Below are 25,252 nucleotides of genomic sequence, written 5' to 3'. Positions count from 1 at the left end.
GTCGAGAAGTAGTCTCGGGATAAGACCCGCCGCTGCACTGGCAAAGACGCGGATTTTCCTTTAAAATCCGCGTCTTGTCTTTTTTCACTACCGGCCCGTGCACTCGTCACCGTTGGGAAACCGAGGGTAGACCGAGAGCGATAGAAGAGCTGGACCAAAACTTTGAATCAAAGGAATTAACATGCGTCACCGTCATGGTTTGCGGAAACTGAACCGCACGAGCAGCCACCGTCTGGCAATGCTCCGTAACATGTCCAACTCGTTGATCGAGCACGAAGTCATCAAGACGACGCTGCCGAAGGCGAAAGAACTCCGTAAAGTCGTCGAGCCGCTGATCACGCTCGGCAAGAAGCCGTCGCTGGCAAATCGTCGTCTGGCGTTCAACCGTCTGCGCGATCGTGACTCGGTCACGAAGCTGTTCGAAGTTCTCGGCCCGCGTTACGCTACCCGTCCGGGCGGCTACCTGCGCGTCCTGAAGTTCGGCTTCCGCGTCGGCGACAACGCACCGATGGCGCTGGTCGAATTGCTGGACCGTCCGGAAGTCGAAGAAGTTGAAGTGCAAGAAGCTGAGTAAGCTTTTTAGCATCGAAGAAAAAGCCAGGCGCCAAGCCTGGCTTTTTTGTTTATAGCGGCGAATTTCACTGCGGCACGTCGATTGCGGCGGCCAAATGCCGCATGCTAGCTGCGTGGGCGTCTGCGGCACCGCAAGGCTAGGTGATACGATATTGGCACTTCAATTGTGCCTGCCTGGAGCCTTCGTGAGCGTGAGCTTGAATGTGACCTTGATTCTGACCACGGTACCGGATGCCGCCGTTGCTCAGAAGCTCGCCGCGGATGCGTTGGCCTCGCGGCTATGCGCCTGTGTCACGCAATTGGGCACCGTGCAGTCCAGCTATCACTGGCAGGGCGCGGTCGAAACGGCGCAAGAGATCCAGTTGCTGTTCAAGACCAGCGCGGCGCGCGCGCTCGAACTCGAGCAGTACATTCAGGCACACCATCCCTACGACACGCCGGAAATCCTCTCGTGGCAAGCCACGGCATCGGCCGCGTACGGCCAGTGGATCACTTCTGAAACCCAACGTCCTCTCCATGTTTAACGGTCTCAATCGACGTGCGCGCTACGCGCTGCGTGCAGTCTTCTTCCTGCTGGGCTGCCTGACCTTCACGCAGCTCGGCACGCCGGCCTACGCTGCGGAAGACTTCCTCGATCCCGCCGTCGCCTTCAAGTTCAGCGCGACCGAGAAACCGGGCGAAGTCGACGTCACGTACAAGATCGCGGACGGTTACTACATGTACCGTGAGCGTTTCGCGTTCGCGACCCGCAACGGCACGACGACGATTGGCGAGCCCCAATTGCCGGCGGGTCATGTCAAGTTCGATCAGACCTTCAACAAAAACGTCGAGACGTATCGCAATGAGTTGACGATCCGCATCCCGGTGAAACAGGCTCAAGGGCCGTTCGACCTGGCGGTCACGTCTCAGGGCTGTGCCGATGCAGGCATCTGCTATCCGCCGATGGAGCGCGTGTACCACGTGAGCGGCGAGGCTCTGCAGCCAGCTGGCAGTGCGGCGGCTGCCGCCTCTACGCAGCGATCCGTAGCAGCCGGGGCGCCGTGGTATGAGCGTGCCACCAGCGCCGATTACGCCCAGTCGCTGCTGCAAGGCGGCGGCTTCTTCGCGATCATCGGGCTCTATTTCGTCGCCGGCGCCGCGCTCAGCCTGCTGCCGTGCTCATATCCGATGATCCCGATTCTGTCGGCAATCATCATTGGCGAAGGCGCGCGGGTGACGCGCGCCCGCGGCTTTGCGTTGTCGCTGACATATGTGATCGGCATGGCGTTCGTGTACACGGCGCTTGGCATCGCGGCAGCCCTCGTCGGGCAGAGCCTTGGCGCGTGGCTGCAGAACCCGTGGGTGCTCGGTACGTTCGGCGTATTGCTGACAGTTTTCGCGTTAACGCTGATTGCGGGCTTCGACATCGCGTTGCCGCAGCGCTGGCAGGACGGCGTGTCGCGCGCGTCGACTGGGCGTTCCGGCGGCAAGTTTGCCGCTGTTGCTGTAATGGGCGCTTTATCCGCGCTGGTGGTCGGGGCCTGCATGACCGCGCCGCTTTTTGCCGTGCTGGCATTCATCGCGCATACGGGCGACGCGTTGCTCGGCGGTGCTGCGCTGTTCTCGATGGGGCTAGGGCTCGGCGTGCCCCTCCTGATCATCGGTCTTGGCGCCGGTACTTTGCTGCCGCGCGCCGGCGTATGGATGGACGGCGTCAAGGTATTTTTCGGCGTGGTGCTGCTTGCTGCGGCCCTGTGGATCGTCTGGCCGGTGCTTGGTGCGGTCGCGACCATGCTGTTGAGCGCGCTGTGGTTGCTGATCGCCGCAGCCGGGCTTGGTCTTTTCTCGGCCCCGGCGGCGGGCGTTTCGGTGTGGCGCCGGCTTGGCCGCGGTATCGGAGCGGCGCTGGCAATCTGGGCGGCGGTGCTGCTGGTCGGCCTGGCGGCGGGCTCGTCCGATCCTCTGCGTCCGCTAGCGGTTCTGGCCGCGCGTGGCGGCGGGGACGCCAATGTGGCAAGTGCCTCCAACAAGCCTAATACAGCGTCACAGAGCGATCTGACGTTCGTTTCGGTTCGTTCCTCGACCGAGCTCGACGAGGCCCTCAAAACGGCTGCGCAGCCCGCTATGCTCGATTTTTACGCAGACTGGTGCGTGAGCTGCAAAGAGATGGAGAAGTTCACGTTCAGCGATCCGCGCGTTCAGGTGAAGTTGAAGCAGATGAACCTGCTGCGTGCCGACGTCACCGCGAATAACGCCGACGACCAGATGCTGCTCAAGCGCTTCAGCCTGTTCGGGCCCCCCGGCATCATCTTTTTCGACCAGGGTGGCAAGGAAGTGCTGCGCGTCGTCGGCTACGAGTCCGCGGACAAGTTTTTGCGCACCCTCGATCGCGCGAGCGCGCCCGGGGCGTAACGCGGAGTAGCTCGCCTGCCTGAGCGCGCAAAGAAACCCGTGCCGACGCGCCCGTAAGAGGCGTACGCCAGAGCACGCGTAAAAAAACGGAGGCCGACTTTAAGTCGTGCCTCCGTTTTTTTGGGAGCTTCCCTCCAGAATACTAGTGTCGCCGGCAAAGCGACACGTCAAATCACTTCTGTGAGCGCAAAATCCGCGCGGCATCCAGCGCGAAGTAGGTCAGCACGCCATCTGCACCCGCCCGCTTGAACGCCAGCAGCGATTCCATCATCGCCTTGTCGTGATCGAGCCAGCCATTTTGCGCGGCCGCCTTCAGCATCGCGTATTCGCCGCTGACCTGATACACGTAGGTCGGGAATTTGAACTCGTCCTTCACACGGCGCACGATGTCCAGATACGGCATGCCGGGTTTGACCATCACCATATCCGCGCCTTCTTCGATGTCCGCTTGCACTTCGCGCAGCGCTTCGTCCGAATTGGCCGGGTCCATCTGGTAGGTCATCTTGTTGCCCTTGCCGAGGTTCGTCGCGGAACCGACGGCATCGCGGAACGGGCCGTAAAACGCCGACGCGAACTTGGCCGCATAAGCCATGATGCGCGTGTGGATATGTCCCTCGCTCTCGAGCATTTCGCGGATCGCGCCAATGCGGCCGTCCATCATGTCCGAGGGCGCAACGATATCGACGCCCGCTTCGGCTTGCACACGCGCCTGTTCCACGAGAATCTCGACGGTCTCGTCGTTGATCACGTAGCCCGCTTCGTCAAGCACGCCGTCCTGGCCGTGGCTTGTGTACGGATCGAGCGCGACGTCGGTCAGCACGCCGAGGTCGGGAAAGTTCTTCTTCAGTTCGCGAACCGCGCGCGGAATCAGGCCAGCCGGGTTGGTCGCTTCGCGGCCATCAGGCGTCTTCAAGGAAGGGTCGATTGCCGGAAAGAGTGCCAGTACCGGCACGCCCAGCTCGACGCATTGCTCGGCCACGCCCATCAGCAGATCCACCGACACGCGCTCGACGCCTGGCATCGACGGTACGGCTTGCCGCACGTCGGTGCCTTCGACGATAAACACGGGATAGATCAGATCGTTGGTGGTGAGGATGTTTTCTCGCATCAGGCGGCGCGAGAAGTCGTCACGGCGCATGCGGCGCGGACGGTAGCGCGGAAAGAAGCTCATAACCGAATCGAAGAAAACGTGGATGTGTGGAGTGGACGAGTAACGCGCGCCTCCGCTCTCGGAAACTTTTCGAGACAATGGTATATCATACCGATCGAGCAAGGCGCCCTGCGCTGACCTCCCCGCTTCTCCTCCCTGAGCGGGTGCCTGTCGTTTTTTCGATTAGGCTGTTTGACCCGCCGTTAAAGCGGCGGGTTTTTTTATGGGCAGCCGGAATGGCGTTTTTTGTCCGGGCTCGTACCCGCCGCGCGATTACTGCGGCGCGTCTGCTTCGCCCTTCGCCTCGGGGATCAGCCAGCTTTCGATCAGCTCGTGCGCTTCGTCGATGCCAACGCGTTTGAGCGCCGAGAACAACTGCGCAGTCAATTCGCCCTGGTAGCCGGCGGCACGATATTCAGCCAAACCTTTCTGCGTCGCACGCAAGGCGTTGACGCTTTCCTGGCGCGTCAATTTGTCGCACTTCGTCAGCAGCGTGTGAATCGGCTTGCCAGTCGGCGCGAACCATTCGATCATGCGCCGGTCCAGATCCGTCAACGGGCGGCGCGAGTCCATCATCAGGATCATGCCGCGCAGTTGCGAGCGCGATTGCAGGTAGGTGGAGAGCAGCGCTTCCCAGTGGGCCTTGGCCGCGCCCGGCACTTCCGCATAACCGTAGCCCGGCAGGTCGACCAGATGCGCAGTCGGCTCGTCTTCCTTGCCCACCGAGAAATAATTGATGTGCTGCGTGCGGCCAGGCGTCTTACTGGCGAACGCCAGACGCTTCTGATTGCACAGAATATTGATGGCCGTGGACTTGCCCGCATTCGAGCGTCCCGCAAAGCAGATCTCGGGTTGCGCGGTGGCCGGCAGATCACGCAAGTGATTGACGGTCGTGAAAAAGCGGGATTGGTGGAGCAGGAAGGACATGATCAGGCCGGTATTCGAGACGCCGGGGAACCCGGAGTGGGGACGGGTCAAGCCCGACTGGCGTCTTAGCGATTAGCGAGTTATTGTACAATACGATGGTTTACTGAAAACCTGAGGGGGCCAGCCCGCGTGCCTTGGCGGCTCTTTGTGGTCACTCAGTCGCTGTCGTATCTTGCAAAACCTCTAAAATCCCACAAGACGAGACAGGGTGTGCGAATGAATCGACTGTGCAAGACTCTGATGGTGCTTCAAGTAGCGGCAGGTCTTTCAGGTTTGGCAATTCAGGCACGAGCAGCAGATCCGGCAAAGCCGGACGTCAATCGGGGGCAGGCAATCGCAGTGCAGGTTTGCGCGACATGTCACGGTGCAGACGGCAACAGTGCTGGCGGTGCGTATCCAAAGCTGGCGGGTCAGCATCCCGACTATCTCGTCAAGCAACTGACGGATTTCAAAACGCAGCCGGGCGCCAAGCAGCCCGCGCGCAACAATGCGATCATGGCGGGCATGGCCGCGGCACTGTCCGATCAGGACGTGGTCAACGTGGCTGCTTATTTTTCGACGCAGACCCCGAAGCCAGGCTACGCGCATAACAAGGACACCGTCCCGCTCGGTCAGAAGATTTACCGCGGCGGTATTGCGGACAAGGGAGTACCGGCGTGCGCAAGCTGCCACGGGCCGACCGGACAGGGGATTCCGTCGCAGTATCCGCGTCTGTCGGGGCAGTGGGCCGAATACACGGTGGCGCAGTTGGCCGCGTTTACGCAGGGGCCGGGCGCACGTAACAACAATGAGGCGATGCACGCTATTGCATCGCGTCTGTCGGACAGCGAGATCAAGGCTGTAGCCGATTACATCGCGGGCTTGCACTAAGAAGTCCGCACGCAAGCAACCGGCCCGGCGAGGCCGGTACAAAACAAGAAAAGGGTGAGGGCGTCGTGTCCACGACGGCCCTTCACCCTTTTTTGCTGTTCAGTCGGAGTATGAATGAGCGTCACCACGTCGGGTTTGCAGTCGAAGTCGGGCAATCGCATCACGCGCAGCATCATCGAAGTATTGAGTTCGATGCGTTTCGCGATCTCGTTGCTCGTGATCCTGTCGATCGCCAGCATCATCGGCACCGTCCTTACGCAGGACGATCCGTATCCCAACTACGTCAATCAGTTCGGCCCGTTCTGGGCGGACATCTTCCGCTCGCTGAGCTTGTACACGGTGTACAGCTCGTGGTGGTTCATGCTGATTCTCGGTTTCCTGATGGTGTCGGTGTCGCTGTGCGTGATCCGCAATGCACCGAAGATGCTCGCGGATGCCAGGAGTTGGAAGGACAAGGTCCGCGAAGGCAGCCTGCGGGCGTTCCATCATAAGGGCGAGTTCGCGGTGCACGGCACGCGCGCGCAGACCTCCGCCGTGCTCGCCAGACTCTCGGCCAAGCTCGGCTACAAGTTCGTCACACGCGAGTCGGACGGCGCAACGCTGATCGCCGCGAAGCGCGGCGCACTGACCAAGTTCGGCTACATCTCCGCGCACATTGCGATTGTGGTGATCTGTCTGGGCGGCCTGCTCGACAGCAATCTGCCGATCAAGCTGCAAATGTGGCTGTTCGACAAGTCGCCGATCCGCGCCAACACGGTAATCAACGACATTCCGCCGGAACATCGTCTGTCGCAATCGAACCCGACTTTCCGCGGCTATGCATGGGTGCCGGAAGGGCAGCACGTGTCGACGGCGATCCTTAACCAGCCGGACGGCTCGCTGATCCAGGACCTGCCGTTTTCGATCGAGCTGAACAAGTTCATCGTCGATTACTACTCGACGGGCATGCCGAAGCTGTTCGCGAGCGACATCGTCGTGGTCGACCATAAGACGGGCGCGCGCGTGCCGGCTCGCGTCGAAGTGAACAAGCCGTTCACCTACGACGGCGTGTCGATCTATCAGTCGAGCTTCCAGGATGGCGGCTCGCAGATGCAGATGACCGCGTATCCGATGTCCGGCGCGAGCGCGAAAACCGCGCCGTTCGGCGGCACGATCGGCGGCAATGCGCCGTTGGGTACAGCTACGCCGCTGGCTGACGGCCAGACCGTCGAATTCACCGATTTCCGCGCGATCAACGTCGAAAACGTCTCCAATGGCAGCGGCCAGAACGATGCGCGTGGCGTCGCCGCGCACCGCACGCTGAAAGAAGCGTTCGATGAGCGCCTCGGCTCCGGCGCCAAGAGTTCGAAGCCGCTCGATCTGCATAACGTTGGTCCGTCGGTGCAGTACAAGGTGCGCGACAAGGACGGCCAGGCGCGCGAGTACAACAACTACATGCTGCCGGTGGACGTCGCGGGCGAAAAGATGTTCCTCGCCGGCATGCGCCTGAATCCGGACGACCCCTTCCGGTATCTGCGGATTCCCGCCGATACCGGTGGGACCGTCAAGGAATGGATGAACCTGCGCGCCACGCTTGAAAATCCGGGCATGCGCGCGGCGGCCGCTCACCGTTTCGCGCTGCGCTCGGTGCCGGGTTCGAATACCGAACTGCAACAGCACCTGGAAGAAAGCGCATTGCGTGTCCTGACCCTGTTTGCCGGCGCGGACAGCAGTATCAAGACGCCGAACGGCCAGACGGTTGGCGGCTTCCAGGCGGTCGCCGGATTCATCGACCATTCGGTGCCGAAGGGCGAGCAGGAAAAAGCCGCGGGCCTGCTGCTGCGCATGCTGGAAGGCGCGACGTGGGACCTGTGGCAACTGTCGCGTGAGCAGTTGGGCGAGCCGGATGCGCAGCCCAATGCGGATGCCAGCCGCTTCGTTCAAAGCTCGATCAATGCGATATCCGACAGCTTTTTGTATGGTTCGCCGGTCTATTTACAGCTTGACTCATTCAAGCAGGTGCAAGCCTCGGTATTTCAGTTGACGCGCGCGCCGGGCAAAAAAGTCGTGTATCTTGGCAGCCTGCTCCTCGTGTTGGGCATCTTTTCGATGTTCTACGTCCGCGAACGGCGCCTCTGGTTCTGGCTCAAAGATACCGATCACGGCACGAATGTCGTGATGGCGATGTCGAGCGCGCGCAAAACGCTCGATTTCGAAAAAGAGTTCGTTCAAACGCGCGATGCTGTCGGCGCCGCGTTGGGCGCCAAACTCACTGAAGCATCCGCCGCCGCCGGCGCCTCCGACAAACCCGGCCAAGCCGGCGCGCCGTCCGCACGCTCACAAGATTCGACCCGGTAAGATCATGGACTTGACTCAGGTTTCCTCATCCTCCTCTTCAGCCTCGCGGCCGCAGAAGTCGTTCGCGAACGAGGCACTCAACGTTGCCCAGTATGACGAGCGGCCGTTTCTGAAACGGCTCGGCGTTGTCGACTGGCTGTTCGCCGTCGTGATGGTCGCGGGCGCGGGGTTTGCGCTGTCGCGCTATCACCCGTTCATGAACTACTACGACAAACTGGTGCTGTGCCTCGCGGTGCCGGTGTTCGTCGTACTCGGCTGGCGCTGGAAGCCGGTGCGTCCGCTGATGGTGGGTATCGCCGCGCTGTCGCTGCTGGCGATCCAGATCTATCACGGCGATCTGACACGCGCGGATAACGCGTTCTTCCTCAAATATTTCCTGTCGAGCCAGTCCGCGATTCTGTGGATGAGCGCGCTCTTCGTCTTTGCCACCGTCTTCTACTGGATCGGCCTGCTGTCGCGTTCACCGACCGGCGCCGCGATCGGTTCGAAAATGACGTGGGCTGCGGTGGTGATGGGCTTCGTCGGTCTGATGGTGCGCTGGTACGAGTCGTACCTGATCGGCGCGGACGTCGGCCATATTCCAATCTCGAACCTGTACGAAGTGTTCGTGCTGTTCAGCCTGATCACCGCGCTGTTCTATCTGTACTACGAGCAGCACTACAACACGCGTGCGCTCGGCGCATTCGTGCTGCTGGTGATCAGCGCGGCGGTCGGCTTCCTGATGTGGTACTCGGTCGCGCGTGACGCCCAGCAGATCCAGCCGCTCGTACCGGCGCTGCAGAGCTGGTGGATGAAGATCCACGTGCCGGCTAACTTCATCGGTTATGGCAGCTTCGCGCTGTCGGCAATGGTCGGCGTCGCGTATCTGGCGAAGGAGCGCGGCGTGCTGGCAGACCGTCTGCCGCCGCTCGATGTGCTCGACGACCTGATGTACAAGTCGATCGCCGTCGGCTTCGCGTTCTTCACGATCGCGACGATTCTCGGCGCGCTGTGGGCCGCGGAAGCGTGGGGCGGTTACTGGAGCTGGGACCCGAAGGAAACGTGGGCGCTGATCGTGTGGCTGAACTACGCGGCCTGGCTGCATATGCGCCTGATGAAGGGCCTGCGCGGCGCCGTGGCGGCATGGTGGGCGCTGACCGGCCTGCTGGTGACGACCTTCGCGTTCCTCGGCGTCAACATGTTCCTGTCGGGGCTGCATAGCTACGGCAAGCTGTAAGATCTGCCGTTCTGAGCCGACTAAAAACCGCCGCGTGCTTTCGCACCGGCGGTTTTTTTACGTCCGGCGGAATATTCGCTGCATCCAGTGTGTTTGTTAGATCAGTACCCAAGGATGGCTGGGCGAGTGGCTAAACGAGCCGATTCATCAATATGGCCCCGTAAGATAGACAACCCGATGGGCCGGCAAGGAGCAGCACGATGTGGATCAAGCGAAGCGACAGAACTCAACTCGTCGGCGATGACATCGCACGCAGCGAAATCACGCCTCAGCATGTCTTCGAGAACCGGCGGCGCGTGTTGCAGGCTGCTGGCGCGTTGGCGCTCGGCAGTCTGATCGGCGTGAATGGCGAAGCGCTGGCCGCGTATTCGTCGCCGGATCCGAAGGCGCAGAAGCTCGCGGCGAAAACCAACCCGAAGTTCGTCGTGCTCGACAAGATCACGCCGTACAAGGACATCACCACGTACAACAACTACTACGAGTTCGGCACCGACAAGGCGGATCCCGCGCACAACGCCGGTACGTTGCGTCCGCACCCGTGGAAGGTAAGCGTCGAGGGCGAAATCAAGAATCCGAAGGTGTACGACATCGACGAATTGCTGAAGCTCGCGCCGCTCGAGGAGCGCGTGTACCGGTTACGTTGTGTCGAAGGCTGGTCGATGGTGATTCCGTGGATCGGCGTGCCGCTCGCGGAGCTGATCAAGCGCGTGCAACCGACCGGCAACGCGAAGTACGTGCAATTCATCACGCTCGCCGATCCGTCGCAAATGCCCGGGCTGTCGACGCCGGTACTCGACTGGCCGTACACCGAAGGTCTGCGAATGGACGAAGCGATGAACCCTTTGACGTTCCTGACGATGGGTCTCTACGGCCAGGTGTTGCCGAATCAGAACGGCGCGCCGATCCGTGTGGTGGTGCCGTGGAAGTACGGTTTCAAGAGTGCGAAGTCGCTGGTGAAAATCCGCTTCCTCGATAAGCAGCCGCCGACCAGCTGGAACACGTATGCTTCGAACGAATACGGTTTCTATTCGAACGTGAATCCGAACGTCGATCACCCGCGCTGGAGTCAGGCCACTGAGCGGCGCATCGGCGAAGATGGTTTCTTCACGCCCAAGCGCAAGACGTTGATGTTCAACGGCTACGGCGATCAGGTCGCGTCGTTGTATCAGGGCATGGACCTGAAGAAAAACTTTTGAGCGGCGTCACCATGGCTTCCGATACGCAATCCGTTACCGAGACCTCGCGCACAACGCCGCGTGCCAAAGCGCCCGCGTCAGCGACGACAAAGCGGCCCGCCACCGGTGCGCGCTGGGTCGTGCCCGCAAAAATCGTGGTGTTCATTGCGGCGTGGTATCCGCTCGCGCGTATCGTGCTGTTCGGCATGACCGATCGGCTAGGCGCGAATCCGATCGAGTTCATCACGCGCTCGACGGGCCTGTGGACGCTCGTCTTTCTTTGCATCACGCTGGCGGTGACGCCGTTGCGTCGATTGACCGGCATCACTGCACTGGCCAGGTTCCGCCGGATGCTAGGTCTCTATGCATTCTTCTACGCGACGCTGCACTTCACTACCTACCTGTGGTTCGACAAGTGGTTCGACGTTGCCGCGATTCTCAAGGACATCGGCAAACGGCCATTCATCACCGTGGGTTTCGCGGCATTCGTGCTGCTGATCGCATTGGCCGTTACATCGCCGCGCGCGATGGTGCGCAAACTTGGACGTCGCTGGCAGACATTGCATCGCGCGATCTATGCGATCGGCGGGCTCGCGATCCTGCACTTCTGGTGGATGAAGGCGGGCAAGCACGACCTGATCTTGCCGAAGATCTACGGGGCGATCATGGTCGCGTTGCTGGGGTGGCGTTTGCTCGTCTGGCTGCGCGAGCGGAGGGTAAAGACACGCTGATCACCAGGTACGGCGCGCAAATAAAAAGGCGATGCCGCAGTGGCATCGCCTTTTTTATCGAGGGGCTCCAGGCTCAGATGTTTACGCCGGCAAGATCGTCTCGCCCGCAAATAGCTGCTTCACCTCTTCACGTGCACGGACCACATGCACCTGTGTACCATCAACCATCACCTCGGCCGCACGCGGACGAGTGTTGTAGTTCGAGCTCATCACAAAGCCATATGCGCCAGCCGAGCGAATCGCCAGCAGATCGCCCGGCTCGACCGCCAGCAGACGCTCGCGACCCAGCCAATCGCCGCTTTCGCAAACCGGGCCGACCACGTCGTACACGTGCGCGGGCACGTCGCGCTTAACGACCGCCTCGATCGCGTGATACGCCTCGTACATCGCAGGGCGCGCGAGATCGGTCATCGCCGCATCGACGATGGCGAAGTTCTTTTCCGCGCCAGGCTTTAGAAACTCGACGCGCGTGAGCAGTACACCGGCATTGCCGACCAGCGAACGGCCCGGCTCGAAATACACTTCACGATGCCTATGACCGCGCGCTTCGATGCGATCCAGCACGGTGCGCACGAAGTCGCCGATTTCCGGCGGCGTTTCGTCGTCGTACGTGATGCCGAGACCGCCACCTACGTCGATGTGGCGAATCTTCACGCCGTCCTGTTCGATCTGTTCGACCAGTTCGAGAACCTTGTCGACCGCGTCCAGATACGGTGCGACTTCAGTGATCTGCGAGCCGATATGGCAGTCGATGCCGACCACGTCGAGATGCGTCATCGCCGCGGCGGCTCGATACGTAGCGCGTGCATCTTCGAACGCGACGCCGAATTTGTTCGACTTCAAGCCGGTGGAAATATACGGATGCGTTTTCGCGTCGACATCCGGATTCACGCGCAGCGAGACGGGCGCCTTTTTGCCCATTTCCGCCGCCACCGTGTTCAGGCGGTCGAGTTCGGGAATCGATTCGACGTTGAAGCATTTCACGCCGGCCGCAAGTGCCTGACGCATCTCGTCCGCATGCTTGCCGACGCCGGAAAACACGGTGTTCTCCGCTTTGCCGCCGGCGGCCAGCACGCGCGCCAGCTCACCGCCCGACACGATGTCGAAGCCCGCGCCGAGGCGCGCGAATACGTTCAGCACCGCGAGATTGCTATTGGCCTTCACGGCGACGTGCACGGTCGCATGGCGGCCGGCGCAAGCGCCTGCGTAGGCATTCCACGCTTCAGTGAGCGCGGCGCGCGAATAGACGTACAGCGGCGTGCCGAACTGTTCGGCGAGTGAGGCGGCGGACACGCCCTCGGCGTGCAACACGCCGTCGACGTAGTCAAATGCGGATCGAGTCATGCGAAAGTCTTATTGAGCGGGAGTGACGGCGGAGGCAGGTTGCGCAGGCGTAGCAGCAGATGCGGCGGACGCGGGCGGCGCGGCGAGTTCGCTTTCCGGCGACAACGAGAGCGGCGCGCCGGAAGTATCCGGCACCTCACCCATCGGGGAGGGGGGGGGCGTGCCCGATTTCACTGCATCCGGCGACGGTAGTTGCGTGCGATCGATCGGCTTGGCCGGTAGCGGCGGCACGGTGGGCAAATAGAGCGAACCGCGTTGCCCGCAGCCGGCAAGTGCACAACCTGCGAGAATGGCTAAACCCGCTACAATCGCGCGGCCGGGCGCCGCCGCGCGCATCCGAGATACGACTCGCATGACTGTCCCTGAATAAATAATCGATGGAGTTTAGCATGTCCGATAGTGATTACCTGACCCGCGCGGAAGCCGCGCTAGCCGCCATCGAACGCGCGCTCGACGACACGGAAGCCGACATCGAACTCGAGCGCAGCGGCAATGTCCTGACCCTCGAATTCGAGAATCGCACGAAGATCATCGTCAACCTGCAGCCGCCGATGAGCGAGATCTGGATCGCCGCGAAAGCGGGTGGTTTCCACTTCCGTTTCATCGACGGTGAATGGCGCGATACGCGCAGCGGCACGGAGTTTTTCGCCGCGCTGTCGGAGTACGCGACGCAGCAGGCCGGCGAGCCGGTTCACTTCGAAGCGTAAAGCGCTTGCTTCTGAGCGGGATCGAGGAAGGGCCGCTCGGGGGTATCGCTGAGGCGGCCCATGACGTGGTCGCCGGATGGGTTGCTTGATCGACTGCTCAGGCGACTACAGAAGCAACCGCCCCAAAAAACCGCCGCACTGGATGCGCGACGGTTTTTTTCTGGCGGACTTTGCCGCCTTTTTTGAGCGCGTTTCTAGTGCCCCTTGAACAGATTCATGATGTCCTGCTTTTCCTGTTCGCCGACTTGTTCGGGCGCGGCAGCGGACGCGCCGCTCGCCTCGGCATCCAGCGCTGCCTGACTGATACCGACCGTCGAGACGAAACCGTGGCCCGGCGTGAAGTCGTCGAAATACAGTTCTGAGCCGAGCTCGGCCACACCGTCGGGCATCGGCATCTTGTAGTCCGGCACACCCTTGAGCGCGCGCGCCATGTATTCGATCCACACCGGCAACGCGAGGCCGCCGCCCGTTTCCTTATCGCCGAGGCTGCGCGGATTGTCGTAACCGATCCATGCAATCGCCGTGAGTGTGTGCTGATAGCCGGCGAACCACGCATCACGCGAATCGTTGGTCGTGCCGGTCTTGCCGCCGAGATCGGTACGCTTCAGCACGTTGGTCTTGGCGCCCGTGCCCCGTTGCGCGACGCTTTGAAGCAGGCTGTTCATCACGTACGCATTGCGCGGTTCGATCGCGTGTGGCGCGCTCTGCTCGGCGACCAGCGGTTGCGCGTGCGCTACGACGATGCCGCGCTGATCGGTGACTTCAGCGATCAGATACGGGTTGATGCGATAGCCGCCGTTAGCAAACACCGAGAACGCGCCTGCCATCTGCAAGGGCGTAACGAGTCCCGCGCCGAGCGCCATCGGCAGATAAGCCGGGTGACGATCCGCGTCGAAGCCGAAACGCGTGATGTATTGCTGCGCGTACTTGGTGCCGATGTGGTTCAGGATGCGAATCGACACGAGGTTCTTCGACTTCTGCAGCGCGGTGCGCATGGTCATCGGACCGTCGAAACCGCCGCCGTAGTTTTTCGGCTCCCACGCCTGGCCGCCCGTCTCCGCAGCGCTGAAAAAGAGCGGCGCATCGTTGATCACCGTGGCCGGTCCGAGCCCCTTTTCGAGCGAGGCCGAATAGATGAACGGCTTGAAGCTCGAACCCGGTTGACGCCACGCCTGGGTCACGTGGTTGAACTTGTTCTTGTTGAAGTCGAAACCGCCGACCAGCGCGCGAATCGCACCATCCTGCGGCACCACCGAAACGAATGCGCCTTCCACTTGCGGCAGCTGCGTGATCGACCAGTTGCCGTCATCATCCTTCACGACGCGAATGATCGCGCCGGGCCGCACGCGTTGATTCGGCTGCGCGCGCGTGCCGAGCGCGAACTGCGCGAAGCGCAGGCCGTCGCCCTGAATGGTTGCGACGTTGCCGTCGATGAAGGTGGCCTGCACCTGCTTCGGGCTCGCCGCCGTGACCACTGCGGCGATGATTTCACCGTTGTCGGGATGTTCGAGCAGCGCATCGTCGATGGCCTGTTCGCGGTCGTCCGCTTCGGACGGCAAATCGACGAACGCTTCCGGGCCGCGATAGCCATGGCGCCGTTCGTAGTCCATCAGACCTTTGCGCAGCGCCCGGTAAGCGACGTCCTGATCCGCCGAGTCGATGGTGGTCACGACGTTCAGGCCACGCGTGTACGCCTCTTCACGATACTGCGCGTACATCATCTGCCGCACCATTTCCGCGACGTACTCCGCGTGCACGCTGAATTCCTTGCCCGCGCCCTTGACGATCAGCGGCTGCCTGCTTGCCTCGTCGTATTGTTCCCGAGTGATGTAGTGCAGTTCGTACATGCGCTGCAGGATGTACTCCTGGCGGATCTTCGCGCGCTTCGGATTGACCACTGGGTTATACGCGGACGGCGCCTTCGGCAAACCCGCCAGCATGGCCGATTCCGCCAGGGTCAGGTCCTTCAGATCTTTCCCGAAGTACACCCGCGCCGCGCTCGCGAAGCCATACGCGCGCTGACCGAGATAGATCTGATTCATGTACACCTCAAGAATCTGATCTTTCGACAGCTTCGACTCAATCTTGTACGCGAGCAGCATCTCGTAGATCTTGCGCGTGTAGGTCTTTTCACTCGACAGGAAGAAGTTGCGCGCCACCTGCATGGTGATCGTGCTGGCGCCTTGCGTGGCGTGGCCGTTGGTCAGTGCGACGAAGCCGGCGCGCGCGATGCCTGTGAGGTCGACGCCGCCGTGATCGTAGAAGCGCGCGTCTTCGATCGCCAGCACGGCTTTCTTCAGGCTGTCGGGCACGTCCTGGATATGGACGATGTCACGCCGCTCTTCACCGAATTCGCCGATCAGCACGTGGTCGGCCGTATAGATGCGCAATGGCACCTTCGGCCGGTAGTCGGTCAGCGCATCGAGCGACGGCAGGTTCGGTGTTGCTACCACCAGCGCATAACCGAGCACCAGCAGCACGCACAGGATGCCTGCGACGATCAGACCCACAAAGCCGATGATGAGCTTGAGCCACAAGGGGCGTTTGCGCTTCTGCGGCGCGGGCGGCGGGGACGTAGGAGACGTGGATTGCATATGGGCACCAAAAAACAGTCCCGCGATTATAGCCGCCTCGCTTTTCAGCTTTCGGCATGCTTACTGACAGTTCTTGACAAGTCTGCACGCCGCGCGGGAATGACTTCACTGTAGACGCTTTGATGGCGGAGAGGGGCGCGCGTCGCGCAACGTTAGCCATTCGGCTGAGTGTCGCGCGGCGGCGCGGCTAAGCACAATCCTCCCTCGTTACTCGCGTTCGAATGGTTCGTCGCGTGAGTCTGAGGGAGGGCGTGATGACGTTCAAAAGTTCGTGGCTTCAAGGTGTGCAACTCGGCGCGCAGCGTTTTGCTGCGGGAATCGATGTGAGTTCGCAGGCGGTGCGGCTGGTCGTGGTGAGTCAGCATTCGCGCGCACGTGCCGCGCTGCATATCGAACATGCCAGCACCGTGCCGCTCGGCGCAGGCGCAATGGCCGGCACGGAGATCGCCGACCGGCATGCAGTGGCGCGTGCGTTGCGCGACGCATTCGCCGGGCTGCCGCGCGTGTGTGCGACGCACGCATTGCGCTGCGCGATGGCGCTGCCCGCCTCGGCCACGCTGACCACTACCGTGCCGCTCACACGGCTAGCCGCGCTCGCCGGTTGCGCGGGAGACGGAGGGCATGAACTCGCCGAACTCGAGCCGGCGGTGATGAGCGAAGTCGAGCGCATCGCAGGCCTTGAGCGGCACGCGTTGGCTGTCGACTGGTTCGTCGACGAAACGCGTTCGCCAATCCGTTCGGTGACGATCGCCGCAACCGCACGCCAGCATCTCGAAGCGCGTATCGAATGCGCTGCGACCGCCGGCATCTCGCTCACTGCGATCGATGGCGAGCCGCATGCGGCTTTGCGTGCCATGCGCTACGCGGCGAGTCACGAACTCGATCCGCACGAGCCCTATGTTGCGCTCTGGATCGGCACGGACGGTGTGTATGGCTGGCGCATCGTCGACGACTGCCTGGTCGGCGAAATGCGCTACCCGGCGCCCGAGCATGCCGATCTCGCCGACGCGTTGCGTGATCTTGTCCACGGCCCCGTACTCGACTGTGCGTTGGTAAGCGGCGAGGTCGATCTGCTCGACGGCGTGGGTTTCTCGATCGCGGATATCGCCGACGTGTTGGGCTGCACTGTGCTGCCGTTCGAGTGTGCGGCGCTTGGTGGGCGCGCACGTCAACTGCACGATCCGCTGTTGCACGAGCCTGCCGCCGCGGTCGCATTCGGACTTGCGTTGCGCGGAGTATTCGAATGATGCGCGGTCTGCAGCCCCGTTTGGTTCCGGCGGACGCGAACAAGCGAGCTTCTACACATGGCGCGCGCTTCGCACAGCCGTCGCTCGGCGGCTTCAATCTGCTGCCGTACAGGCAACGCAACGCTCGGCTTGCGCGCCAGCGGCGTGTGCTCGAATGGTTTGCCGCTGCGCTCGCTGGTTTTGCGGCCGTGTTCGCGTTAGTCGGATGGCAGGCATTCGAAAGGGCGCGGCTCGATGCGCGCCGTGCGTCGATCGAACAATCGCTCGCGCAACTGGCCATGCCGCTCGCGGAGCACGCCAGATTGCTGCGGGTGCAGGACGAACAACGCAAAGGCGTGGCGCGTGCGATGACCCTGTCCGAACCGCTTACGCATTTGCGCGATCTGCTGGATGCATTGAGTTTTGAACCCGGTGACGGCGTGGTGTTGCAGCAGATGCGGCAGCGCGAGCATGAGACGGAGTTGCTCGCGACCTCGCGCGGACATATCGCATCGGCTGAGTGGCTCAAACGCTTGAGCGCGATTCGCGGCGTGAAGGGTGCGGAGGTGAGCGACCTGCATCGCTCGACGCCCCGCAGCGGTTCGGTGGCGGCGGCCAGCGCGACCGGCCCGATCGAATTCGGAGCGCATCTGCGCTGGGGCGACCCGCCGAAGAAAACGGCCCACACGTCAGGCCTGGCCGCGCAACGTCACATGAAATCTGAACAATCAGGAGGTACGAAATGAGTACGACTTTTGTCAGGTTCGGGGGCGCGGCAAGCGCGCGGCCCGCTTTTTCCCAGTGGATGAAGCGCGTGCGCGTGCCGCTCGCTGCCTGGAGTCGCCGGCGCCGTTGGGCGGTCGCATTGCTGATCGCTGTTGTGGTGTTCGGACTTGGCACGCATGGTTGGGTTGTGGCCGATCTCGGCGGGGTCGAGGCGAGCCGTACGGCATTGGCGGCGGCCACGCGGCATCTCACGGATGCGCACCGTGCGCTGACGCAATTGCCCGCGCTGCGTCGTGAAGTTGCCGCCATATCGGGCGCACAGTTGCCTGGGTCATGGACCTCCGCGGACGACGTGCGGATCGTATCCGAACTCGCGGCGCAGAATAGCGTCTCGTTGCTCTCGGTGGAACCGGGCGCCGCCAGCGGCTCAGGTGCCGAAAGCATGCGTCCTGTACAGCTCACCGCACACACCGATTTCGTCCACCTGATGGCATTTATGCGCGGCCTGTCGGATCTGCCGGTGCTGATCGTGCCCGTCGACGTGACGGTCAAGCGCGATACTGATTCGTTAGCGGTGAGGGCAACGCTGCACGTATTCAGCGCGCTGAGGCCGCTGCCTTCAACTGCGACCGCGGACGCGTTTGCCGACGAAAGCCTCGATTCGGATGACGAAGAAAACATCGTGTTCTTCGATCCGTTCTCGCTTCCACAGATGCTTGCGTCCGGTGAGCAGCAGCCTGACGTTTCGCAGCTACGCCTCGTCGGCTTGCTGCACGATCGCACACGCGGACTTGCCTTGCTCGATACGCCGGATGGCGCGACCACGGTCGTGTCCGGGCAGCAACTCGGTACCGAGCGCGTCACGCGGCTCGACGCGCTCAGCATCACGCTGGCCAATGGTGGCGCGACGCGCACGCTGGCACTGACGGAGACGTCCTGATGAGGCTGATGAAGCCGTTCGGTCTTGCGGAGTCGCGTGTCGGCGTTCGCATGCGCTTTGATTCTGGCGTATGTCGCGGCTTGTCGGGAAGGACGCGTGGGAGCCGGGTTCGCAACCCGGTTCGCAGTTCGATTCACAATCCGCTTCGCAGCCTGGTCGCATGCCTGGCGATAAGCGTCGGCATCGCGCACGCTTCGACACCACCCCTCCCGCCGCTGCCCGCATACATGCCGCTCGACGACGCGATCGCGCCGTCCGATGCTCGATACGACGTACCACCTTTACCACGCGGCATCGCTGCCGAAGTACCCAACCCGTTCCGCGACAATTCCGTAGACGACTCCGTCGCCGACTCTGGCGTTTCGCGAGCGGCGGCAACCGCTGACATCGGACGCGCCGACGACCTGGCCGGCGACGCAGACGGTTCAGTGCCGCTACGGCGGCAATCCGCGGTGTCGGCACATAACGACATCGCTGGAACCTCGGCGCTCGAAGGGCCGCCGGTGCCGCTGCCTCCGCTTGCGCGACTGAGCAACGCACCGAAAACGCCTGACGACGCCAAACTCGCCGCCGACGACAAACCGATCTCGCTTAACTTCCAGCGCGCGGAACTCGGCGCGGTGCTCAACGCGTTCGCCCAGTTCACCGGCCTGAACATCGTCGCGAGCGAGAGAGTGCGCGGCGCAGTCTCACTACGACTCGACAAGGTGCCTTGGCGCACCGCGTTCGATACCTTGCTCGACGTCAACGGGCTCGCCATGGAGCGTCACGGCAACGTGATCTGGGTCGCGCCGATCGCGGATCTGGCCGCGCGTGAACGGCAGCGCTTCGAGGCGCACGCGAGAGCCGCCGACCTTGAACCGCTCGCAAGCCGCACGTTCGAGCTGCACTACGCGCGGGCCGAGGACGTGCGGCGCCTGCTGACCGGTGCCGGCAACCAGCGTGTGCTGTCCAAACGCGGCGCCGCGACTGCCGATCCGCGCACCAACCTGCTGTTCGTCACCGATCTCGAAGGACGGCTCGCGCAAATCACAGCGTTGCTTGCCTCCGTCGACCGGCCGACCCGTCAGGTATTGATCGAAGCACGTATCGTCGAGGGCGAGCATGGGTTTTCGCGCAATCTCGGCGTGCGGCTCTCCATGGCGGCCGCCAACGGCGACGGCACCGCCCGGGGCTTGACGGGCGGCGCGGACGGCGCCGTGTACGATCTGTCGGCGCGGCCGATTTCCGGTTTCGACGCCGCCACCGCCGGGCTGACCTTGTTTGCAGCCGGGGCAACGCGGCTCCTGAACATCGAGCTGAGCGCGCTGGAGGCCGAAGGGCGCGGCGAAATCGTCTCGAGCCCCCGGGTCGTGACGGCGGACCGGATGAAAGCGGTCGTCGAGCAAGGCACTGAGCTGCCCTATCAGGCGAAAGTGGGGCAGGGCGTGTCGGGTGTGCAGTTTCGCCGCGCTACGCTCAAACTGGAGGTCGAGCCGCAAATCATGCCGGACGGCAGAGTGGTGTTGGACCTGGACGTCGCCAAGGACAGCGTCGGCGAGCAGACCGACGCCGGGCCCGCGATCAACACCAAACACGTGCAAACGCGCGTCGAAGTCGAGGATGGTGGTACGGTGTCGATCGGCGGAATTTACGCGACCGACAACCGGGACGATGTGACGCGAGTGCCTGTCCTGGGCAAAATACCGGTTTTAGGCGCACTTTTTCGCCATCGGGCCCATCGGGACCAGCGCAGTGAACTGGCTGTTTTCATCACGCCGCGTGTCGTTCAGACAAATTAGGGGCATGCTGCTTCCGCTATCCAGCGGCGGCCTGCAGGCTCGACAAGGCAGCCGCTTTGCCAGTAAGCTGCGGCACGAACCATACCGGATTAGCCAGAGGGACACCGTTGCAAGCGCGGGACGCACACGCCAATGTATTTTTTGTAGGGCTCATGGGGGCAGGCAAAACCACCGTGGGCCGGGCCATTGCGCGCCGTCTCGATCGCCCGTTCTTCGATTCCGACCATGAAATCGAGGCGCGTACGGGCGCGCGCATCCCGGTGATCTTCGAGCTGGAAGGCGAAGCGGGCTTTCGCGATCGTGAAGCGCATGTGATTTCCGACCTGACCGGGCGCGACAATATCGTGCTGGCCACAGGCGGCGGCGCGGTGCTGCGGCCGGAGAACCGCGAAGCGCTGCAAAGTCGGGGCGTGGTGATCTATTTGCGCGCCAATCCGCACGATCTGTGGCTGCGCACCCGGCGCGACAAGAATCGCCCGCTTTTGCAGACAGAAGACCCCAAAGCGCGCCTCGAGGCGCTCTACGAAGTACGCGATCCGCTATACCGGGAATGCGCGCACTTTGTGATCGAAACTGGCCGGCCTTCGGTCAACGGACTCGTCAACATGGTTCTGATGCAGCTCGAGATGGCCGGCGTTGCCAAACATCCTGCGTCATAATGGACCGTATGATTACCGTCAATGTCGAACTGGGCGAGCGCGCCTACCCCATCCATATCGGTGCCGATCTGATCGGCCAGACCGCGTTGTTCGCGCCGCATATCGCCGGCAGTTCGGTCACGATCGTCACGAATACCACCGTCGACCCGCTTTACGGCGACAAGCTGCGCGCGGCGCTTGCGCCGCTCGGCAAGCAGGTGTCCACGGTCGTTTTGCCGGACGGCGAAGCGTACAAGAACCTCGAAACCCTGAACCTGATTTTCGACGCGCTGCTGGGCTCGCGCGCCGATCGCAAGACCACGCTAATTGCCTTGGGCGGCGGCGTGATCGGCGACATGACGGGGTTTGCCGCGGCCTGCTACATGCGCGGCGTGCCGTTCATCCAGGTGCCGACTACCTTGCTGTCGCAGGTGGATTCGTCGGTGGGCGGCAAGACAGGCATCAACCACCCGCTCGGCAAGAACATGATCGGTGCGTTCTACCAGCCGCAGGCCGTGATTGCCGACATCGGCGCGCTGCGCACGCTGCCGGCGCGCGAACTGGCGGCGGGCGTCGCTGAAGTGATCAAGACTGGCGCGATTGCCGACGCCGGTTTCTTCAGCTGGATCGAGGCGAACACCGAGGCGCTCAACCGCTGCGAGCCCGAAGCGCTGGCCGAGGCGGTCAAGCGCTCGTGTGAGATCAAGGCCTCGGTCGTGGCGCAGGACGAGCGCGAAGGCGGGCTGCGCGCGATCCTCAATTTCGGCCACACCTTCGGTCACGCAATCGAAGCCGGACTCGGCTACGGCGAATGGCTGCACGGCGAAGCGGTCGGCTGCGGGATGGTGATGGCGGCGGACCTGTCCGTGCGCATGGGTTATCTCGACGAAGCCGCGCGCAAGCGTCTGGTCGACGTAATCGTTGCCGCGCATCTGCCCACCCGGGCGCCCGCGCTCGGCGAGTCGCGTTATATCGATCTTATGCGGGTCGACAAGAAGGCTGAAGCCGGCGCGATCAAATTCATTCTGCTGAAGCGTTTCGGTGAGACGCTGATCACCCAGGCGCCCGACGCCGAGGTGCACGCCACGCTGGCTGCAGCCGTCTAAACCGACTCGGCAGAGGCTTCACAGTAAGGCAGCACGCACGAGCGTCACGAGGCGCCGCCCATGTTTCGGAGAATCCGGTGACTGACAGGCGCAGCGACGATGTAAAGCATGACCCGGTAGGCACGCCCGTGAGCGGCGTGCCGTCGCAGGAAGCGCTCGAAGCGCATCTCGCGCCGTATGCGGCACGTTCCGCTCAATCGCGCGGCCGCCGCTATCCGGAAGCCGCGCCCAGCGCGCGCACTGAATTCCAACGTGACCGCGACCGCATTGTCCATTCAACGGCGTTCCGCCGACTCGAATACAAAACGCAGGTATTCGTGAATCACGAAGGCGATCTGTTTCGCACGCGACTCACGCATAGCCTGGAAGTCGCGCAGATCGCCCGTTCGGTGGCTCGCAACTTGCGCGTCAACGAAGACCTCGTCGAAGCCATTTCACTTGCGCACGATCTCGGTCATACGCCGTTCGGCCATGCGGGCCAGGATGCGCTGAACGAATGTATGCGCGAGCATGGCGGCTTCGAGCACAACCTGCAAAGCCTCGCGGTGGTCGACGATCTGGAGGAGCACTACGGCGCGTTCAACGGCCTGAATCTCTGCTTCGAAACGCGGGAGGGCATTCTCAAGCACTGCTCGCGGGAGAACGCGCGGCGGCTCGGCGCGCTCGGCGAACGTTTTCTAGAGGGGCGGCAGCCTTCCATCGAGGCGCAGATCGCCAATGTCGCCGATGAGATTGCGTACAACAATCACGATGTCGACGACGGCTTGCGCTCTGGCTTGCTCACGGTGGAGCAGCTTGCCGAAGTCGAGCTATGGCAGACGCACTACGTGGCGGCGCGCGGCGACTTTCCGCAGATCGAAGGGCGCCGGCTGATTCACGAGACGGTGCGCCGCATCATCAACACGTTGATCGTCGATCTGATCGATACAACCTCGCTCAATCTTGCAAGGCACGCGCCGGTCTCGCTGGACGCAGTGCGCGCCGCACCGCCGCTGGTCGCGCATAGCGAAGCAATCGCCGCGCAGGCGGCAGCGCTCAAGCGGTTTCTGTTCAAAAACCTGTACCGCCACTATCGGGTGATGCGCATGGCCAACAAGGCACGCCGCGTGGTGGCCGGTTTGTTCGATGCGTTCACCGAAGACTCGCGGCTATTGCCACCCGGTTATCAATCGACGGACGCGTCGCAGCAACCGCGCCTGATCGCCCATTACATTGCGGGGATGACGGATCGATACGCGGTGAAGGAGTATCAGCGGCTGTTCGTGATCGACGATAACTGAACGGGCCTGCGCCGACGGGTGTCGGCGCAAAAAGGCCGCCGAGGCGGCAGCCTGCCTTGCCGCCTGGAGCAACAACCCGCCTAGCGCAACCGCGACGCGAACAGCGCGCCCGCGATCAGCGCAACGCCGCCGACGATCGCAATCGTCTGCCAAGGGTTTTCGTGCACGTAGTCGTCAGCGTCGGCGATCGCCACTTCAGCTCGTTCGCGCATGGCTTCACGGGTGTCGTTCAGGCGCTCGCGAGCGGTGTCGAGCTGCTTGCGCAGTTTGCTGCGCAGCGCCACTGCATCCGCCTGGGTGCCGTCCGCCAGGGTGGATTCGAGTTCCGACATCAGCGTGCGCAGTTCACCTGCGATATCTTCGGCCGCGTGGCGGCTATGGCGAGCGATACGCCGCGCACGGCGGCTGGTGCTGGTCCAGGATTCGCCGAGGGCGTCTCGCGTGTTCGGAAGTGTTGTCATGGTCGCTCCGTCGATGAGGATGAAAAAGGTCCCACGCTGGCATGCAGACACACGTTGCCACGCAGGAAACACTTCGAGAACGCAACTTCGGTGCCAAACCCAAAACCCCTATGCACCGTGGCGCGGCCCGCCATTCCTCAGCAGATATTGCACGAGCTGGCCCGCTTGCTGGTCAAATTTACAAACGTACGCTCGCGCCTGCCCGCCGGATGATCTCCGCACATCACGAACGGCCCTTCGACGCGCGCAAAATGAAAAACGCCGTCATTGGATCATGACAGCGTTGTCCAAGCCGCGAAAATTCGACTACCCTAACTAAACGGCCCCAATTTCGTGGCGCGTTAGAAACGGTAACCGATATTGACGTAGGTAACGATCGGGTTCAGCTTGATCTTGGTTTGCGATTGCACATTCAGCGTGCCGACCGGCGTGTTTGCGGCGGTGCTCAGCTTGGCGGTCGTGCTGAGCGGCAGGTACGAGACTGAGACGCCCGCGAACCAGTGCTGGTTGAACGCATAGGTGAAACCCGCATTAAACACCGGCTCCCACGAACTATCCGTAGTGACGCTGGTCGGACCATGCAGAACGTTTGCCTCGAATACGCCATTGGTGATCTTTTCGTCGGTGAACCAGATGCGGCTCACACCAACGCCGAGATACGGGCGGAACGTGGCGGTCGGGGCGTTGAAGTAGTACTTGAACAGCAGAGTCGGGCTCCACTGTTTCGCCTGACCGAGCTTGCCGAATTGGGAGAGGCTGCCCGAGCCTTCCAGGTCGAACGAAGGCGGATAGCCGATCACGAATTCGGTGGCGATGTGATCGGTGATGAAGTAGCCGGCGGTCAGGCCGATGGTATCGGCTGAACTCAGTGATGCGCCGGTGTTGGCTTCGGTGATATTGGTCGGGCTGCCGCCAATGCTTGTCACTTTCAATGGGTCGCTGCTCGATTGAGGTGCAAGATGGAACCAGCCTGTCGTGACGTAAAAGCTTCCGGCCGATTGCGCGTGCGCTGCCGTTGTCATGCAGGCTAGTGCGGCGATCCCCGTTACGGCCTGTTTTAATTTCATATGTGCTCCTCC

General features: G+C 62.4%; 23 protein-coding genes. 16 read left to right on the top strand and 7 right to left on the bottom strand.

Going from position 1 to position 25,252, the window contains the following annotated elements; all coding sequences use genetic code 11:
- Window positions 1-181: 181 nt before the first annotated feature.
- From rplQ to dsbD, 3 genes are all read left to right on the top strand, one after another.
- Window positions 182-574 carry a 50S ribosomal protein L17 gene (rplQ, locus tag PQQ86_RS18060; protein WP_006052227.1) on the top strand — a complete coding sequence of 131 codons (393 nt, stop codon included), beginning with the start codon at window positions 182-184 and terminating at the stop codon, window positions 572-574.
- A gap of 190 nt (window positions 575-764) precedes the next feature.
- The gene (gene cutA, locus PQQ86_RS18055; protein ID WP_408270344.1) at window positions 765-1,097 is read left to right on the top strand and encodes a divalent-cation tolerance protein CutA; all 333 of its coding nucleotides are present in this window, start codon (window positions 765-767) and stop codon (window positions 1,095-1,097) included.
- Entirely contained in the window at window positions 1,090-2,964 is a 1,875-nt protein-coding gene (dsbD, locus tag PQQ86_RS18050) for a protein-disulfide reductase DsbD (RefSeq protein WP_408269310.1), read from the top strand. Before cutA ends, dsbD begins: the two co-directional genes overlap by 8 nt.
- A 172-nt stretch (window positions 2,965-3,136) precedes the next feature.
- Here dsbD and hemB read toward each other — a convergent pair whose 3' ends face one another.
- On the bottom strand, window positions 3,137-4,135 hold the full coding sequence (gene hemB / locus PQQ86_RS18045) for a porphobilinogen synthase (RefSeq protein ID WP_408269307.1): 999 nt from the start codon (window positions 4,133-4,135) through the stop codon (window positions 3,137-3,139).
- A 252-nt stretch (window positions 4,136-4,387) separates the two neighbouring features.
- On the bottom strand, window positions 4,388-5,041 hold the full coding sequence (gene yihA, locus PQQ86_RS18040) for a ribosome biogenesis GTP-binding protein YihA/YsxC (protein ID WP_171926348.1): 654 nt from the start codon (window positions 5,039-5,041) through the stop codon (window positions 4,388-4,390).
- Window positions 5,042-5,257: 216 nt separating this feature from the next.
- Between yihA and PQQ86_RS18035 the strand changes: the two genes are divergently transcribed.
- The 5 genes from PQQ86_RS18035 (at window position 5,258) to msrQ (ending at window position 11,370) form a co-directional block, all read left to right on the top strand.
- Window positions 5,258-5,911, top strand: a complete 654-nt coding sequence (locus tag PQQ86_RS18035) for a c-type cytochrome (RefSeq protein ID WP_408269303.1) — start codon at window positions 5,258-5,260, stop codon at window positions 5,909-5,911.
- A gap of 114 nt (window positions 5,912-6,025) precedes the next feature.
- Window positions 6,026-8,248, top strand: coding sequence for a cytochrome c biogenesis protein ResB (locus PQQ86_RS18030; RefSeq protein ID WP_408269300.1), 2,223 nt, complete (start codon window positions 6,026-6,028; stop codon window positions 8,246-8,248).
- Window positions 8,249-8,252: 4 nt separating this feature from the next.
- On the top strand, window positions 8,253-9,464 hold the full coding sequence (gene ccsB, locus PQQ86_RS18025; protein WP_054036565.1) for a c-type cytochrome biogenesis protein CcsB: 1,212 nt from the start codon (window positions 8,253-8,255) through the stop codon (window positions 9,462-9,464).
- 200 nt (window positions 9,465-9,664) lie between these two features.
- Window positions 9,665-10,660 carry a protein-methionine-sulfoxide reductase catalytic subunit MsrP gene (gene msrP / locus PQQ86_RS18020; protein WP_408269295.1) on the top strand — a complete coding sequence of 332 codons (996 nt, stop codon included), beginning with the start codon at window positions 9,665-9,667 and terminating at the stop codon, window positions 10,658-10,660.
- Window positions 10,661-10,671: 11 nt separating this feature from the next.
- A complete protein-coding gene (msrQ, locus tag PQQ86_RS18015) occupies window positions 10,672-11,370 on the top strand; it encodes a protein-methionine-sulfoxide reductase heme-binding subunit MsrQ (protein ID WP_408269292.1) in 699 nt (232 codons plus the stop codon).
- Window positions 11,371-11,451: 81 nt separating this feature from the next.
- Here the strand turns inward: msrQ and lysA are convergent, their stop codons facing one another.
- Both lysA and lptM read right to left on the bottom strand, forming a co-directional pair.
- Complete coding sequence (gene lysA / locus PQQ86_RS18010; RefSeq protein ID WP_408269289.1) at window positions 11,452-12,714, bottom strand: diaminopimelate decarboxylase; 1,263 nt, start codon at window positions 12,712-12,714, stop codon at window positions 11,452-11,454.
- Between the two features lie 9 nt (window positions 12,715-12,723).
- The gene (gene lptM, locus PQQ86_RS18005) at window positions 12,724-13,068 is read right to left on the bottom strand and encodes an LPS translocon maturation chaperone LptM (protein ID WP_408269286.1); all 345 of its coding nucleotides are present in this window, start codon (window positions 13,066-13,068) and stop codon (window positions 12,724-12,726) included.
- A gap of 35 nt (window positions 13,069-13,103) precedes the next feature.
- Here lptM and cyaY point away from each other — a divergent pair, with 35 nt between their 5' ends.
- Complete coding sequence (gene cyaY, locus PQQ86_RS18000) at window positions 13,104-13,421, top strand: iron donor protein CyaY (RefSeq protein WP_054036574.1); 318 nt, start codon at window positions 13,104-13,106, stop codon at window positions 13,419-13,421.
- 194 nt (window positions 13,422-13,615) lie between these two features.
- On the opposite strand, the gene PQQ86_RS17995 is transcribed toward cyaY, so the two are convergent.
- Window positions 13,616-16,015, bottom strand: a complete 2,400-nt coding sequence (locus PQQ86_RS17995) for a penicillin-binding protein 1A (RefSeq protein ID WP_408269282.1) — start codon at window positions 16,013-16,015, stop codon at window positions 13,616-13,618.
- Between the two features lie 254 nt (window positions 16,016-16,269).
- Here PQQ86_RS17995 and pilM point away from each other — a divergent pair, with 254 nt between their 5' ends.
- The 7 genes from pilM (at window position 16,270) to PQQ86_RS17960 (ending at window position 23,712) form a co-directional block, all read left to right on the top strand.
- Window positions 16,270-17,262, top strand: coding sequence for a type IV pilus biogenesis protein PilM (gene pilM / locus PQQ86_RS17990; protein WP_408269279.1), 993 nt, complete (start codon window positions 16,270-16,272; stop codon window positions 17,260-17,262).
- Window positions 17,259-17,987 carry a fimbrial assembly protein gene (locus tag PQQ86_RS17985; RefSeq protein ID WP_408269276.1) on the top strand — a complete coding sequence of 243 codons (729 nt, stop codon included), beginning with the start codon at window positions 17,259-17,261 and terminating at the stop codon, window positions 17,985-17,987. Before pilM ends, PQQ86_RS17985 begins: the two co-directional genes overlap by 4 nt.
- Window positions 17,984-18,907, top strand: coding sequence for a hypothetical protein (locus PQQ86_RS17980; RefSeq protein ID WP_408269273.1), 924 nt, complete (start codon window positions 17,984-17,986; stop codon window positions 18,905-18,907). The genes PQQ86_RS17985 and PQQ86_RS17980 overlap by 4 nt, the downstream gene beginning before the upstream one ends.
- Window positions 18,907-20,688, top strand: a complete 1,782-nt coding sequence (locus PQQ86_RS17975) for a type IV pilus secretin PilQ (RefSeq protein WP_408269270.1) — start codon at window positions 18,907-18,909, stop codon at window positions 20,686-20,688. The genes PQQ86_RS17980 and PQQ86_RS17975 overlap by 1 nt, the downstream gene beginning before the upstream one ends.
- Window positions 20,689-20,795: 107 nt before the next feature.
- Window positions 20,796-21,347 (top strand): shikimate kinase, encoded by a 552-nt coding sequence (locus PQQ86_RS17970; protein WP_370711609.1) that lies wholly within the window; start codon window positions 20,796-20,798, stop codon window positions 21,345-21,347.
- 8 nt (window positions 21,348-21,355) lie between these two features.
- Window positions 21,356-22,432, top strand: a complete 1,077-nt coding sequence (aroB, locus tag PQQ86_RS17965; protein ID WP_459252430.1) for a 3-dehydroquinate synthase — start codon at window positions 21,356-21,358, stop codon at window positions 22,430-22,432.
- Window positions 22,433-22,509: 77 nt separating this feature from the next.
- Window positions 22,510-23,712: a deoxyguanosinetriphosphate triphosphohydrolase gene (locus PQQ86_RS17960; protein WP_408269263.1), complete on the top strand. Its 1,203-nt coding sequence runs from the start codon at window positions 22,510-22,512 to the stop codon at window positions 23,710-23,712.
- Window positions 23,713-23,792: 80 nt separating this feature from the next.
- Here the strand turns inward: PQQ86_RS17960 and PQQ86_RS17955 are convergent, their stop codons facing one another.
- Window positions 23,793-24,173: an ElaB/YgaM/YqjD family protein gene (locus tag PQQ86_RS17955; RefSeq protein WP_408269260.1), complete on the bottom strand. Its 381-nt coding sequence runs from the start codon at window positions 24,171-24,173 to the stop codon at window positions 23,793-23,795.
- A gap of 341 nt (window positions 24,174-24,514) precedes the next feature.
- Window positions 24,515-25,240 (bottom strand): OmpW/AlkL family protein, encoded by a 726-nt coding sequence (locus PQQ86_RS17950; RefSeq protein WP_408269257.1) that lies wholly within the window; start codon window positions 25,238-25,240, stop codon window positions 24,515-24,517.
- Window positions 25,241-25,252 lie beyond the last annotated feature (12 nt).

This window comes from Paraburkholderia sediminicola (genome assembly GCF_046026675.1).
In the GTDB taxonomy this organism is placed as follows: Bacteria; Pseudomonadota; Gammaproteobacteria; order Burkholderiales; family Burkholderiaceae; genus Paraburkholderia; species Paraburkholderia sediminicola_F.
Note: the sequence above shows the minus strand (reverse complement) of the source record. Positions and strands in the feature narration are given on the sequence as shown.